Genomic DNA, 14,653 nt, shown 5'->3' on the forward strand with positions numbered 1-14,653 from the left:
ATGCGTCATCCTTTCAAAGAAGTTATGATTAACCTTGTAATGTTTTTACATCTAAAGGTGCTACAAGTACGCCAGTTTGAGCAAATGCTACAAAACTTTGGAAGTGAGCTGATTTATTGTGTGCTTGAATTGCTTCTTCGCTTTTCCACTCTTCAATCATCATAAATGTGTTAGGTGTAAAAGCATCTTCAAATAGTTGATAGTTGCTGTTTCCTTCTTCTTGTAAAGAATGCTTAATTAGTTCTTTTACGTTTTCTAAAAATTCTTCTCTTTTTGCTGGGTTAACTTTCATTGAAGCTTGTAAATGAATCATGGGTGATTCCTCCTTTAATAATGATGGTGCTTTATATTATTTGTTTTGTTTTTAATCTTTCATTCAATTTATGATTAAAATGAAGATAAGTTCGAATATCATCGAACAATGAAACTATAACACCGATTAAATAACAGTGCAAGGAATTTAGTTCGAAAGTTATCGAACATTGATACACAAAAGAAGCTGTGTTATATTTTAAGCATGAGAAAACCTTATCAACCACCGAAATCTGAAATTAAATTAACGCCTATTTTACACGCGTTGAGTGACCCTAACCGGCTGCGAATTGTACAGTGTTTAGCGACAAGAAAGGAGCAGACCTGTTCGTATTATCAAAAGTTAAATGTATCAAAATCAACGCTATCACATCATATTAAAGTACTTCGCGAAGCTGGAATTATCAAACTACGTATAGAAGGTACGCAGCACTATTATTCCTTGCGTTTAGAAGAACTTGAGGAATTGTTCCCAGGTCTGCTTCCTTCCATTATAAATATAGATGAGCAGTTATTTTAAAAGCTGAACAATGTTTTGTTCAGCTTTTTTGTTCAAAATAAATGTGTCCATGCAGGCTGCATCCAGGATTAAAGGAAGAACGACAGTGAGGGCAAGTCGAGTTACAGGTTAAATATTCATGAATTGATAGCTCATGTTTACATACTCCGCAAAGAATAGCTTTTTCATTAAACATAGCTTTTGGCCACTTTTTAATATCATGATCAGCATATCCATTATGACATTGATAGCATGGATAATATGTATTACAGCAATAAAATTTTATTGCAATAATATCTTTATCCGTATGATAGTGGGTACAGCGCGTTTCGGAATCCACTGTATCACCTTTTACTATAGGTGCAGATTTGTTCATTATCATCACTCCCTATGAAAAGTATAGCATGCTTTTATACGCCTTATCATACATATGTAAAAAGAAAAATGCTATAATAAAACCATCGTTTTACATGTCAGATTGCATGCTAAAAAGATCAGATAAAAATTGATGTCAAAACAGATCGATTAAGTGAAGTAAAGAGAGGAAGAAAAAATGAGTAAGCAAGTTATCGTTTTTACCGGAGGCGGAACAGCTGGACACGTAACACCAAACATTGCCATTATGAAAGAATTAGACAGTGAAAAATGGGATATCCATTATGTCGGTTCTCACAATGGTATTGAGAAAGAATTAATTACAAAATTAAACGTTCCATATCATGCGATTTCAAGCGGGAAGCTGCGTCGATACGTAGATATGGAAAATGTAAAAGATGTATTTCGAGTAGCAAAAGGAGTTGGCGATGCACGTCGCGTGCTGAAAAAGTTAAAGCCTTCTCTTGTGTTTTCAAAAGGCGGTTTTGTCACAGTTCCTGTTGTAATGGCTGCTAAATCGCTAAACATTCCCGTGTTCATTCATGAAAGTGATTTAACACCGGGACTGGCAAATAAAATTGCGCAGAAATTTGCCACTAAAATTTTCACTTCTTTTGATGAAGCGGCAAACTATTTTCCAAAAGAAAAAGTGCAGGTTGTTGGTTCACCTATTCGAAAAGAATTATTTAGCGGAAGCGCAGCGAACGGGGAAAGCTGGCTTCGCTTTTATGATAAGCGCCCAATTTTAACCATTATGGGCGGAAGTTTAGGAGCACGTCGCATCAATGAAATTGTTCGAGAGTCCTTGCCTGAACTGCAAAAGAAATTTCAAATTGTACACCTGTGCGGAAAAGGCAATGTTGATACAAGCCTTGAAAAAGAGTCGGGCTACCGTCAGTTAGAATATGTAAATGAACAGCTTCCAGATGTTCTAGCGGCCACTGATTATGTGATTACACGCGGCGGATCAAATGCTATCTTTGAGTTTTTAGCCCTTCATAAACCGATGATGATTATTCCTTTGTCAAAAGCACAAAGCCGGGGAGATCAAATTTTAAATGCACAGTCCTTTAAGAAAAAAGGCTACTGTATGGTTGTGGAAGAAGAACAGTTAACAAAAGAAGTGTTTTTGCGTGAAGTAAATGAGCTTCAGCAGCAGGCAAGTACGATGAAGCGTACAATGCGTGAAGCAACAAAAACGGATGCCATTTCAATTCTTGTAAATGAAATTGAGAAAATGAGCTAAAAAAAGCGTTCTTATCGAGGAGATAAGAACGCTTTTTTCTGAAAGAGGAGGAGGAAGCAGGCCGTAAAATAATTCATGATGAAATGGAAAGTATTTTGTCACGCGCGTCTGAACAAAATGTTGTGGCGGTTGTAGATGATCAAAACATTTTTATTGGATCCGTGCGGCGAAGAGAGATTATAGAGTATTGTATCTCTCAACTTTTTATACATGGAGAAACGCCTTTAAATGTGAAGATTTAGTTAAGTTTGCGTAAAAAACATAATTTTTACATAAAAGGTAGTCTCTTTTTATATAATTAATGTTATAATAAGAGATGTAAAGACGAAACTTGCGTAATGTAAGCCTCTAACATTTGTTAGAGGTTCTTTTTTTACATAACATAAAACATTTGATTTCAGTTCTTTCTATGGTTAAGTTAGAATAAGTGTTAAAGTAAGAGGTTTCTTGCTTTTTCACATAAGAAAAGTGAGCTGTACAAAGGAGACAAAGTATATTGACTACGGAAAAAACAAAAAGCGATCAATTACGCAGCATATTCAAAACTATTATCTTCGCTATCGCTCTAGTATTTATGATTCGCGCATTTTTATTTTCTCCGTATATTGTAGAAGGCGCTTCAATGAACCCAACGCTGCATAACGGAGAGCGTTTGTTTGTGAATAAACTGTCGTATTCGCTCCATGATATTCGCCGCGGAGATATTGTGATTATTAAAGATGAGGCTAAGAATAAGCATTATGTAAAAAGAGTAATCGGTCTGCCAGGTGAAAAAATCGAAATGAAAAAAGATCAGCTTTATATTGATGATAAAAAAGTAAGTGAACCTTATTTAAAAACGAATCGTCAAATTGCCAATAACATGGATATGGAGCTTACAGGAGATTTTGAACCCGTTCAAATACCTAAAAACGAAGTATTTGTAATGGGTGATAACCGTCTTTACAGTATGGATAGCCGCAACGGTCTAGGCCTCATTGATGAAAAACGGATTGTCGGAAAAAGCGAATTTGTATTTTACCCCATTAAAAAAATAAGAAAAACAACGTAAAAAGAAATGCCGGCGAAGGTATTTCTTTTTTTGTGCCTATGTCTACTCGGCTTCTAGATGGGCAAGCTAAGGAAAAAAGGGGTGAATTAATTGAAGACCGCCTATGAAAAATTATTTAAGCATTTTAAATTTGTTGATGCTCTTGAGATGAAAAACCGGTTAGCAATGGGACCTATCCTCACATACGCTTCACGGGAAAACGGAGAAATATCTGATATCGATCTGACTTTTTACGAAAAACGAGTAGGGGGCGTCAGTACGGTAATTGTCGGCCCCGCGTTTATCACAGAAAATGGCCAAGTAGCACATGGTCAAATCGGCATTCATCGTGATCATGTCATACGAAAGCTTCATCAACTAACCCAAATGATTCATAGAAGAGGAGCTAAAGCGATTCTTCAACTATCACACGGGGGAAGAAAGTGCGTAGAAATGAAAAATAAATGGCAAGCCATTAGCCCAAGTGAAAAGCCTCATAAACGTAAAGGGAAAAAGCCTGTTCAAATGACCGAGCGCGATATAACTTATATGGTTCAAGCGTTTGGCGAAGCTACCACCAGAGCTATGGAAGCCGGGTTTGATGGAGTAGAAATTGACGGAGGAAATGAATGTTTACTGCAGCAGTTTATGTCAAGGCAAGCAAATGAACGGAGCGATTCTTATGGTGGAAGCGCAGAAAACCGCTTCACTTTTGCACTTGAAGTTATTCGTGAAGTGACGCGTCGAGCAGCACATGCGGGCAAACCATTTATTGTGGGATATACATTAGCGCCCAAAGAAAAAGGCTATTTAGGAAATAAAGTGGAAGATACATTTGAGTGGATTGATCGTCTTGTTCATACAGAAATTGACTATTTACATATCAGTGCTTTGCATGAACCTACCTTAAGTAGTGAAGAAAATCGTTCACTGGTTTCTTCGATTATTAAGCACGTCAATCATCGGGTCCCTCTTGTGGGTACAGGAGGACTTACGGCAACAGAAGTAGCAGAAGCTTTTGAGAAAGGGCTGGCTTTAATTACGATTGAACAAGCATTAGTTGTGCAGCCAGATTGGGTAGAAAAAGTGATAAATAGCGATGAGCCCGCTTCTATGGATGTGACGTCATTAGACAAAGATATGAGTTTGCCACCTGAAGTACTAGCTCACTGGCAAGACATGCATAAAAATGACCGCCCTTATTAAGTGAGCGGTCGTTTTTATGTTGTTGACTTAACAAGAAGAATTTTATTTTACTGATACTATAACCAAGCAGCATACATAGACTAAAAGAAAAACTAAAAACACAGTTGACTTCTAGGAATAGTTAGGATTACAATATAAACAACTTATTCATAAAACGGACAGCTGATCGGACATACCGAAGGCTTCTAGCAAACAACTGTTGGAGGCCTTTTTGTGCTTTCTAACAGAAGATGAAAGTGGAGGGACAACATGAAAAAGTTAATTACGTTTGCACTTATTGGCTTTTTAGCTCAGTTAATTGATGGATCACTTGGAATGGCATACGGGGTGACATCAACTACGCTGCTTTTAACGTTTGGAATTGCACCAGCTGTGGCTTCCGCATCTGTTCACTTAGCAGAAGTTGTAACAACGGCAGCTTCGGGTGTTTCGCATATTAAATTTGGAAACGTAGATAAATCGATGGTGTTAAAACTGATTATCCCGGGCTCCATCGGAGCTTTTGTAGGAGCCTGCTTTCTAAGTAATTTACCTGGAGATGCAGTAAGGCCTTACGTTTCAACATTCTTATTGCTTCTAGGAGTTTATGTGTTATTTCGTTTTTTATTTACGTTTAAAACAAACGAAGAAAAGAGCACCAAACCTTTATCGACGAAGCAGTCCATTCCTTTAGGGTTAATTGCTGGATTTGCTGATGCTACAGGAGGAGGAGGCTGGGGGCCGATAGCAACGCCTGTATTGCTAGCTAAAAAAGGCACAACAGCACGGAAAGTCGTTGGAACCGTGGATACAAGTGAATTTGCTATTGCCGTCTCGGCTACACTTGGCTTTTTAATTTCTCTTGGCTGGGAGCAAGTAAACTGGTTCTGGGTAGGCGCCCTTATGATTGGCGGAATTATCGCGGCTCCGATTGCTGCATGGTTTGTTCGTATTATCCCGGCTCACTTGCTTGGTTCACTTGTTGGTGGGTTTATCATTTTAACAAATGCTCGAACACTCTTAAATACATGGATATCCAGCAGCTCAACTCAGATAGCTGTATATGCATTCATACTTATTGTGTGGGCAGCAGCGATCATTTACTCACTGTTACAAGGGAAAAAATATAATCAAAATCAAAACGTAGAAGTTTCGTAATAAAGAGGATGGAATAAAAGTAGCTTAGTTAAAGGGAGATCTGAACGTGTTTAATTCTTGATGGAGAATCAAATGCGTTCAGATTTTTTTATGGTTAGGGTGAAGGGAGTTTCATGTATGTAGTGGTTTCTAGCTGTTGATTGGAGCGCAAGCGACGAGGAGGCTTAGCGGCCGCCTGCGGAAAGCGAAGGCTTGCACGGAAATCAACAGCAGTGTAACAAGGGGCCATACTAGCGCATTATCCCATTTGTTCGTCTTTAGATTGGGGTGATTTCGTAATGTCTCAATCTCTTTTATTATCTGAATTCCGTAAAATAGAGAAGCGTAGATATTTTTTTTGCGTCTTATGATACAATAGACGAGTTCATTCATGAGTGGGAATACTTTCTAACACATATAAAATTCATTGAATCGTCGAGGTGTGAAGAGTAAGTGGTCTATTTTATTTTAGTATTAGTAGCAGCTATCGAAGTAATTGTCTTATTGATTAATCGACCTGTATTTGCAAACATTCCGTATGTTCAAGTATATATTGTTCCTTTGTTAATAGTAATTGTCATCACGATGTTACTTTCGCGAAATCCAAAGAGATTTATACGGTGGTTCAAACAAGGGCTTATTACGATTTCAGTCGTTGTGCTTGTATTCGTACCGGTTCTCTATGCCAAAAATCTCCCGCTGTATGGTTATAATGAAGCAAAAAAAATGCTTGCGCAAAGAGAACAGCTCTTGCTAAGTCAGTTCCAAAAAGGAAAATACGTATATCCAGCAAAAGACAGCCCTAAAAAATACCGTTATCTATTTAAAGTCAATCGTGGAAACGGCATGCTTGAATATGTATTCGACCCATACACAGGCGGTTATGAAGTTGTGACAGATGTGATAAAAAAATAAAGGTTTAGCTTATTTAAAGCTAAGCCTTTTAATATGAGAAAAATTGAAACTTTTTGAAAATCTGTGCGTATTTATTAAAGAACGTTCACAAAAAAGTCACAAAAGGAGTTGCACAATGGGGAAGTTAGAATACCGACTGCTAAAGCCTGATGATACGTTTGTATCTATTTATCACTATCAATCTATTGAACTTGAACAAATTTTAGCAAGAAGAGAATGCGAATTTTTTGTTAAAGAAGGAGTAACGTATAAACAAACTTCATCTGCAGTCGAAGACGATATACATATTATTTATGTAAAAGAACATGAACATGGGGCGAAAGAGCAAGCAGAAGACGATAACAGAGAGATTACGTTAGAAGTACGCGAACTGAATTCTCTTCGAGGACATCCGATTTTATTCGTCTCTTCATTTTATACCCATTTGGACGTATTAAGCTATATCGGAACAGTTTATACATACTACAATGGATGGGAATGGGAAAGAGACTCTGCGGAAATTGATGAAGATCGCAGCGTGTACAGTTTATATGTAACAAAAACAGGCGTAACGTATGAAGGGGGGAAGGCGTAATGTCAAAAACAAAAAAAATGATGGCCGGGGTTTTGACCACAGCTTTAATGACATCGCTCGTTGCCTGCGGTTCAACTGATCAGGCAAGACCAGCTAAACCGAAAGATAAATCGTGTGACAAGTGGAAGTGGGATGAAGATACCCAAACGTACTACTGTTCAGATTCTTCTTCTTCGCACAGCGGCTCATATTATCACGGAGGCCGCTACTACGGCTCTAAAAAACAGTTGACCTCATCATCGGCCTATAAATCATTTAAATCAAGCAGCTCGTATAAATCTGGAATTGGGAGCGGCTCTAAAGGCGGTTTTGGCGGGTAATGCATAAAGAAAAGCGAGAAATGTTTTATAAAGAAATTGAAGATTTTTGGCACGATTTATACGGAACAGAGTATGCTCTTTATGACGTACATACAGAGTCTTCTCATATCATTGATTCTATTAAAGAAGCTGCAAATCAAATTGGGGAATTATTTTTTAAAACTGCACCTTTACTTCGTTCGTTAGATGATCAGACGCTTTTTTCTTTAGGATTTCCAAAAGACAGCCTTCCGTACCTACGACTGAAAACGATGAAAACAGAAAGTGTGATTTCGCGCCTTGATTTTGCTGTTACGACTGATCAAATCAAGCTTTTAGAACTAAATGCGGATACGCCTACGTTCATTAAAGAATTGTTTCATGTAAATGAGTTAGTCTGTCGGCATTTTCAAGTACAAAACCCTAATAAGCTTGAAGAAAAAAAGCTTGCTTTAGCATTAAAACACGCCATTTTTGAAGCTTATAACGAGCTCGATAGAACGAACTATCCAAACGTCGTTTTTTCTTCGCACGATACGCATGAAGAAGATAAGTTAACGACTCTTTATTTAATGAAGCTAGCCGATGTAGATGCTACATACGTTCCATTATCGCAGCTTCGAATTGTCCCTTCCTCTACAGTGGAAGAAGGTGAACATATAGAAGCGGGCGTGTATGATCAATATGGACAAAAAATAGACGTACTCTATCGCCAAACTTATCCGCTTGAACATTTAATTGAAGATGAAGATCCGAGTACGCATGAAAAAGTCGGACACATGCTTTTAACATTAGCACAGCAAAAACAAGTAGCCATAATCAATCCGCCTTCTGCATTTTTGCTGCAGTCCAAAGCCGTGCAAGCACTCATTTGGGCTTTGCATGAACAACATCATCCTTTCTTCACTAAAGAAGAGCGTCACATCATTGAAACATACTTTTTACCAACGTATTTAGAAGAAGATACATTTATTGAAAGAAAACAAGCATTTGTGAAGAAACCATCCTTTGGTCGTGAGGGAGATACCGTTGAAATTTATAATGAAGACGGAATCAAAATAGACGAAGATCAGCATAAGACATATCAAGAATACACGGCTGTGTATCAACAGTTTATTCCTTTGCCAACTGCAACGATGAAGGCTCAAACGCAAACAATAGAGGCTCATATCATGTACGGGTGCTTTTTATTAAATGGAAAAGCAAGCGCAGTAGGAATACGAGCTGGAAATCAAATTACGGATAACGAATCGTACTATTTGCCGATTGGATTAAAATGAAAAGGGGAATAAAAATGACACAATGGATTGATTGGGCTAGTATAGGGAGTTTTTTATCTCACGTAGCGGTAGGGATAGGGTTATTATTTATCGGAGTTATGGTATTTGAATTAACAACAAAATTTAATGACCGTGAACTCATAAAAAAAGGCAATGTGGCGGTCGCTTTGAAGTTATGGGGAAAAGGAATTGGGCTTGCTATTGTCATTTTTACTGTATGGAGCAACAGCTTAAATTTGGTAGATGCAACTCTTTGGGGAGTAGTAGGTATCATTACTCAAGTAGTGGCATATTGGATTATTGAATTTATCATGACGCCTAAAACGAGCCTAGCCAAAAAAGTAGAAGAAGGAAATATAGCCGTTGGAGTAACTCTTTTTGCAGCGTCGGTTGCCGTCGGCCTTATTGTGGCCGGAAGCTTAACATATTAAAAGAAGGCGATTCCTGTTTTACGGGGAATCGCTTTTTTTATGTCCAGATTGCTCGTGTTCACTTAGTAATAATGTACGTGTATTTTCACGGTCGGCACGAACAATTTTTTGCTGTGTGTAAAGCGGAATGACAAAGAGCAAAATAAATAAAAAAACATAGCTCATTTTTGTTATCCTCCCATGTAAATTGTAAACGCCTGCTAATAGTGTGTGACAAACAATACGTAAATATAGCATATTTGACTGGGTGAACTGGAAAAAATTGAGGGATGCAAAAAGAATATAATCTCACCTTCAACAAAAACTAAAAGCAGTATAGAGGCACGTCTTTTATTAAGAAAGGAGTTGGAAAAAGTGAAAAGGTGGCTCATTTTGTGCTTCTTGATTGTAATCGCAGCTGGATCTGGATGTGGACGCCCAGATGAAACGTCTCAACCGAGCATTTTCCTTATACCAGAAGGGTACAAAGGATGGGTTATGGTCGAATATGATAAAGATAACGGAAACCCCAGCAAGACAGAAGGACACTACACTGTATTTAAAGTAAATGACCAGGGAGTCGGGAAAACCAAAACGCTTTTAAGCGGCGGCGGCTGGGCAAGAAATAAATATTTCTATGTAAATAAGAATGGAGAGCGAAAGCAATTGAAGCAGGGGAAGATGATACATGGAACGACTCAAGGTAACAAAAATCATACGGTAACCTACTTTTTCGTCGGCACCGCAAAAGAGTTCGATAAGGCCGGAGACTATCGAAGAAAACTTACCGAAGAAAGTTCTTCGTAAAAAAAGAAACGTTGCCTCTTCGGCAACGTTTCTTTTCTATCTTCATTTGAATGTGCAAAAGACGGTATCTTTTAAACGTTGAATTTCGCTTAATGCTTCTTCTTGCTTATGAATTACCCAATCTGGCAATGAATGTTCAACCGACAGCTCGTCGAAACAAGCCCCGCATGTTTTAACTTCAATATAAGATTCAATATACTGAAGGTGATCTAAGTTATAAGCCCAAAGTCGACGTTCAGGGCATATCGTTTCTAAGTAAAGCGGAAGCTGAAAAAAAGGATCTACTGCTTCAGAAAGTTCTAACGGTCCTTGGCTATCAGCGTTGGTTACGTCTAGATAACCGCAGTGAGGACACGTGCATGAGTGCGTTGACCCGCTCAATTTTTTATCCAATTTTACAACTCGCGCACATAGTTCGCAGTTTGGACATTTTACTAAGATAAAGTCAAGGAACTTATCTAAAAATTGTTGCTGTATTACTTGCTGATTTGTCATTTTTTGTACCTCTAACTGTCAAACTTTTTTTAGTTACGAAAATAAATCATGAAACCTACATACTATTCATAACACATGATGAGGGTTAAAACAACAAAAACCCTTTTCGACAGAAGGGTTGTGTGCTATAGTATGACAAATCAGAATAAATAAAGAAAAATGGTGAGAAAAAATGAGTCAAAACGAACAATGGACATCAAAACTCGGCTTTATCTTGGCATCTGCCGGTTCTGCAATTGGAATCGGAGCCATTTGGAAACTGCCTTATGTAGCCGGAACAAGCGGAGGAGGGGCCTTCTTTTTACTGTTTATCTTGTTTACAGCAATTATTGGTTTGCCGCTTTTGCTTGCTGAATTTGTACTAGGTAGACATACACAAAAAGAAGCAATTCGTGCTTATGATGCAGTTGCTCCCGGCTCCCTATGGAAAGGAATCGGGTATTTAGGCGTGATTACATGCTTTATTTTATTATCCTTCTATAGTGTAGTAGGAGGCTGGATTTTGCAATATATTTTTGCAAGCGTCACGGGTCAGCTGAATGGAGTAAGTGACTACGGGAGTTTATTTAACTCGACCATTGCTAATCCAACACGTGCTGTTATCTCTCAATTTGTTTTTCTTCTTTTAACAATTGTTGTAGTAGCAAGAGGCATTCAAAATGGTATTGAAAAAGCAAACAAAATTTTAATGCCTGCTCTCTTTATTTTATTTATTATTATCATTATTCGTTCTTTAACATTAGAAGGGGCAATGGAAGGTGTATCTTTCTTTTTGTATCCAGATTTTTCAAAGCTTACATCCCAAACCATTTTGTTTGCGATGGGACAAGCATTCTTTTCCCTTAGTGTAGGCGTTTCAGTTATGGTTACGTACAGTTCGTATCTATCTAAGCAGCAAAACTTGCCAAAATCAGCTATTTCAATTTCAGCGTTAAATATTTTGATTTCTTTACTAGCAGGACTGGCCATTTTCCCTGCGGTCTTTTCAATGGGTGTAAAACCGACGGAAGGACCAGGTCTTTTATTCATTGTATTGCCTTCTATTTTTGAACAGCTTCCGTTCGGAATTGTGTTTCAAACTTTCTTTTTGGCGCTGTTTTTATTTGCCACTTTGACATCTGCGTTTTCAATGTTAGAAATTATTGTTGCTTCTTTAGCCAAAGGAGAGCAGCATAAGCGTATAAAGCTATCTTGGATTTCGGGCTTGCTAATCTTCGTGGTAGGAATACCTTCAGCGCTATCGTATGGTTTGTTAAGTGACGTATCGATCTTTGGAAAAAGCATCTTTGACGCTTTCGATTTTCTTGTAAGTAATATCCTTATGCCACTAGGTGCTCTTTTAATTGCCATCTTTGTTCCTTGGAAAATGAAAAAAGATGTGCTAATTGAAGAATTCAAGCACGGTTCAACGAATGTGAAGCGCTGGTTCTCTTTATGGCTTCTTGCTATTCGATACATTGCACCTGTTTTAATTATCATTGTATTTATTAATATGCTAGGCTTTATCTAACGAAAAAACGCTGTTAAAACGCTTGGTTTTAACAGCGTTTTTTTGAAGGAAGAGGAGGAGTATGATGCTTGATTTCTTGTATGATATGTTTGTAGGGGTAGGGGTATTTATTTTATTAATAATTCTGTTGCTAGTAGCGAGAACGTCAGGGAAACGCAAGAAATAGGCGGGTATAATTCCCAGTGTAAAAACCCCAAAAAAGACTAACACCACAGAATTAAACTATGATAATATATTATCCTATGAGCATAATCAATGCTCACATATGTTGTGATGAAGCGTTTTTTAGAAAGAGGGATCATCTTGAGTGGAGAAGTTCTTGTCAAGATTTTATCTCAAGCGTATGAACAAAAAAAGACATTACCAATCGTCTCATTCTCGTCTTTTTTTGAACAAAAAAAGGTGGGCTTTCGTTTAAATAACGATGTGTCCGCTGATATTATCTACCATACGCTTATGTGTATTCAGAGAAAAACGTGTGTCCAAGATGTGTTAGTGGAAGTACTAAAAGTTGATAGTCCAAACAATGACGGGGCATTTTCTGATTGTGTATATATTTTAGCAAATGGTACAAAACAGCAAGTGAAAGAATGGGTTCAACCCTTACATCCTAAAAGAGTGAAACAAGGATATCAGCACGGGACACCCATTGATGCGCCACAGTTAAAAAATGACTACCACGTGTTTGCCGTTACTTGGTCATAAGCGTTTAACCCAAAAAACATCCTGCTGTCGCTGCAGGATGTTTTTTTGTTAATAAGGATGAGCATCGTGTCCTTTTTCATTAGCTTCTTCTACCGCATCAGCAGCTTTGTTGCTTCCTAACGGTGAACCGCCTTCTTTTGGCAATTTCCCGTATGTAGGAGTCATTTCTGCTCCCATTTCAATTTCTAGGGAACCATCATCATGCATCAGAAGACCAATGCCATTTGCTACGCGATTGCCGTAGTCAAAATCACATTGAGTTAAAAGCTCAATCATCTTTGTTTGAACGGTATGGTGACAACATTTTAAGCCGTCTACTAAATTTTGAATAAGCTCATCACGTTCCCAGTCCTCTAGTAAACGATAGCGTTCACCAGCTTGCTTAAAGTCATTTGTACGATCAATTTTTTCTTTTTTTACATTTCCTTCAACATAAGGCTGATGAGGTTTTGGATGGTCATGCGCTTCTTGAAGACCTCCAAGAGAAGAAGGCTCATAGTTCACATGCGGGTTCTGACCTGGAGCAACGTCTACATGATAGGCCATTTGACCATCGCGTTGATTTGTTGCTACATGTTTTTTCGGCGCGTTAATAGGCAGCTGCAAGTAGTTTGTTCCCACCCGGTGACGCTGCGTGTCGGAATAAGAAAACGTTCTTCCTTGCAGCATTTTATCATCAGAAAAATCTAGCCCGTCTACAAGTACACCAGTACCAAATGCGACTTGCTCCGTTTCAGCAAATACGTTGCTTGGATTTTTATCTAGGACCATTTTACCTACTGGGAGAAATGGAAATTGGTCTTCCGGCCAAATTTTCGTGTCATCGAGCGGATCAAAATCCAGTTCGGGATGCTCTCCATCTTCCATGATTTGTATACAAAGTTCCCACTCGGGGTAGTTACCGCTCTCAATCGCTTCATACAAGTCTTGAGTGGCGTGACTAATATTTTTAGCTTGAATTTCTTCTGCTTGCTTTTGGGTCAAATTTTTAATTCCTTGTTTTGGTTCCCAATGGTATTTCACAAGAAACGCATCGCCATCTTTGTTTATCCACTTATATGTATTAACACCGGAACCTTGCATTTGCCGATAGTTAGCAGGTATTCCCCAGGGTGAAAATAAAAAAGTAATCATATGCATAGCCTCAGGGGTGTGAGAAATAAAATCAAAAATACGCTCGGTATCTTGACGGTTTGTCACAGGATCGGGCTTAAAAGCATGAATCAAATCAGGGAATTTAATAGCATCGCGGATAAAAAATATTTTAAGGTTATTTCCTACTAAGTCCCAGTTTCCGTCTTCTGTGTAGAACTTTACAGCAAATCCCCTTGGGTCTCGCATTGTTTCTGGAGAGTCCTTTCCATGAGTTACGGTAGAAAATCTGACAAAAACGGGCGTCTGTTTGCCTGCTCCTGAAAAAACTTTTGCGCGGGTGTATTTTTCAACGGGCTCGTCACCAAGCTTTCCGTACGTTTCAAAATACCCGTGAGCTCCCGTTCCCCGGGCATGAACAACACGTTCCGGTATACGTTCACGATCAAAATGCGAAAGTTTTTCAATCAGCTGGTAATTTTCAAGAGTAGCAGGTCCTCTGTTGCCTACCGTTCGAGAATTTTGGTTATCACGAATGGGGTGACCTTGACGCGTCGTAAGCGTCTGCTCGTTTTCTCCGGCTGCATAGCGTTTGTCTTCCGAGTCACCTGATCCGCTAACATTTGTACCATGAGTGCCTTTATGGCTCATAAAATAATCCTCCTTGTTTCAAACATAACAAGACTATTTTTTTCAGCCCTCGCTTTTTTATTCATTAATATGGATATAATATAAATTTTTAGAAGAAAAGCTGTTTTACTAGAGAGGGAAACAAATCCGCT

Annotated in this window: 17 protein-coding genes and 1 pseudogene; 13 read left to right on the forward strand and 5 right to left on the reverse strand. The window is 38.4% G+C overall.

From position 1 onward, the window contains the following. Positions 1–28: 28 nt before the first annotated feature. Entirely contained in the window at positions 29–313 is a 285-nt protein-coding gene (locus tag AC0C45_RS15100) for a putative quinol monooxygenase (RefSeq protein WP_016764732.1), read from the reverse strand. Between the two features lie 204 nt (positions 314–517). Here AC0C45_RS15100 and AC0C45_RS15105 point away from each other — a divergent pair, with 204 nt between their 5' ends. Then, complete coding sequence (locus AC0C45_RS15105; protein WP_013083811.1) at positions 518–832, forward strand: ArsR/SmtB family transcription factor; 315 nt, start codon at positions 518–520, stop codon at positions 830–832. Positions 833–851: 19 nt separating this feature from the next. Here AC0C45_RS15105 and AC0C45_RS15110 read toward each other — a convergent pair whose 3' ends face one another. Beyond that, a complete protein-coding gene (locus AC0C45_RS15110) occupies positions 852–1,187 on the reverse strand; it encodes a CHY zinc finger protein (protein ID WP_016764731.1) in 336 nt (111 codons plus the stop codon). Positions 1,188–1,364: 177 nt separating this feature from the next. Here AC0C45_RS15110 and AC0C45_RS15115 point away from each other — a divergent pair, with 177 nt between their 5' ends. From AC0C45_RS15115 to AC0C45_RS15155, 9 genes are all read left to right on the forward strand, one after another. Beyond that, a complete protein-coding gene (locus tag AC0C45_RS15115) occupies positions 1,365–2,432 on the forward strand; it encodes an undecaprenyldiphospho-muramoylpentapeptide beta-N-acetylglucosaminyltransferase (RefSeq protein WP_013057726.1) in 1,068 nt (355 codons plus the stop codon). Positions 2,433–2,928: 496 nt separating this feature from the next. Continuing rightward, complete coding sequence (gene lepB, locus AC0C45_RS15120; RefSeq protein WP_013057720.1) at positions 2,929–3,483, forward strand: signal peptidase I; 555 nt, start codon at positions 2,929–2,931, stop codon at positions 3,481–3,483. Between the two features lie 90 nt (positions 3,484–3,573). Next, positions 3,574–4,668 carry an oxidoreductase gene (locus AC0C45_RS15125; protein WP_034650785.1) on the forward strand — a complete coding sequence of 365 codons (1,095 nt, stop codon included), beginning with the start codon at positions 3,574–3,576 and terminating at the stop codon, positions 4,666–4,668. Positions 4,669–4,917: 249 nt separating this feature from the next. Beyond that, entirely contained in the window at positions 4,918–5,805 is an 888-nt protein-coding gene (locus AC0C45_RS15130) for a sulfite exporter TauE/SafE family protein (protein WP_472928238.1), read from the forward strand. A gap of 432 nt (positions 5,806–6,237) precedes the next feature. Next, positions 6,238–6,699, forward strand: coding sequence for a hypothetical protein (locus AC0C45_RS15135; protein WP_034650791.1), 462 nt, complete (start codon positions 6,238–6,240; stop codon positions 6,697–6,699). Positions 6,700–6,814: 115 nt separating this feature from the next. Then, positions 6,815–7,273 (forward strand): hypothetical protein, encoded by a 459-nt coding sequence (locus AC0C45_RS15140; protein ID WP_237892509.1) that lies wholly within the window; start codon positions 6,815–6,817, stop codon positions 7,271–7,273. Further along, on the forward strand, positions 7,273–7,593 hold the full coding sequence (locus AC0C45_RS15145; protein WP_013057715.1) for a hypothetical protein: 321 nt from the start codon (positions 7,273–7,275) through the stop codon (positions 7,591–7,593). Before AC0C45_RS15140 ends, AC0C45_RS15145 begins: the two co-directional genes overlap by 1 nt. Beyond that, positions 7,593–8,852 (forward strand): glutathionylspermidine synthase family protein, encoded by a 1,260-nt coding sequence (locus AC0C45_RS15150; protein ID WP_472928239.1) that lies wholly within the window; start codon positions 7,593–7,595, stop codon positions 8,850–8,852. The genes AC0C45_RS15145 and AC0C45_RS15150 overlap by 1 nt, the downstream gene beginning before the upstream one ends. Before the next feature lie 14 nt (positions 8,853–8,866). Then, on the forward strand, positions 8,867–9,283 hold the full coding sequence (locus AC0C45_RS15155) for a DUF350 domain-containing protein (RefSeq protein ID WP_047932479.1): 417 nt from the start codon (positions 8,867–8,869) through the stop codon (positions 9,281–9,283). Positions 9,284–9,301: 18 nt separating this feature from the next. On the opposite strand, the gene AC0C45_RS15160 is transcribed toward AC0C45_RS15155, so the two are convergent. Beyond that, entirely contained in the window at positions 9,302–9,448 is a 147-nt protein-coding gene (locus AC0C45_RS15160; RefSeq protein ID WP_016764718.1) for a hypothetical protein, read from the reverse strand. Between the two features lie 189 nt (positions 9,449–9,637). Here AC0C45_RS15160 and AC0C45_RS15165 point away from each other — a divergent pair, with 189 nt between their 5' ends. Continuing rightward, complete coding sequence (locus tag AC0C45_RS15165) at positions 9,638–10,069, forward strand: DUF6843 domain-containing protein (RefSeq protein WP_237892508.1); 432 nt, start codon at positions 9,638–9,640, stop codon at positions 10,067–10,069. Positions 10,070–10,111: 42 nt separating this feature from the next. On the opposite strand, the gene AC0C45_RS15170 is transcribed toward AC0C45_RS15165, so the two are convergent. After that, entirely contained in the window at positions 10,112–10,564 is a 453-nt protein-coding gene (locus AC0C45_RS15170) for a hypothetical protein (RefSeq protein WP_013083800.1), read from the reverse strand. Between the two features lie 172 nt (positions 10,565–10,736). On the opposite strand from AC0C45_RS15170, the gene AC0C45_RS15175 reads away from it, so the two are divergent. Together AC0C45_RS15175 and AC0C45_RS15180 are read left to right on the forward strand one after the other, a co-directional pair. Next, entirely contained in the window at positions 10,737–12,074 is a 1,338-nt protein-coding gene (locus AC0C45_RS15175) for a sodium-dependent transporter (RefSeq protein WP_016764716.1), read from the forward strand. Between the two features lie 303 nt (positions 12,075–12,377). Beyond that, positions 12,378–12,779, forward strand: coding sequence for a hypothetical protein (locus AC0C45_RS15180; RefSeq protein ID WP_013057709.1), 402 nt, complete (start codon positions 12,378–12,380; stop codon positions 12,777–12,779). 218 nt (positions 12,780–12,997) lie between these two features. Here the strand turns inward: AC0C45_RS15180 and AC0C45_RS15185 are convergent. Next, positions 12,998–14,522 (reverse strand): annotated as a pseudogene (locus tag AC0C45_RS15185) (catalase); the annotation flags it as partial. Positions 14,523–14,653 lie beyond the last annotated feature (131 nt).

The organism is Priestia sp. VA7, from assembly GCF_055710015.1.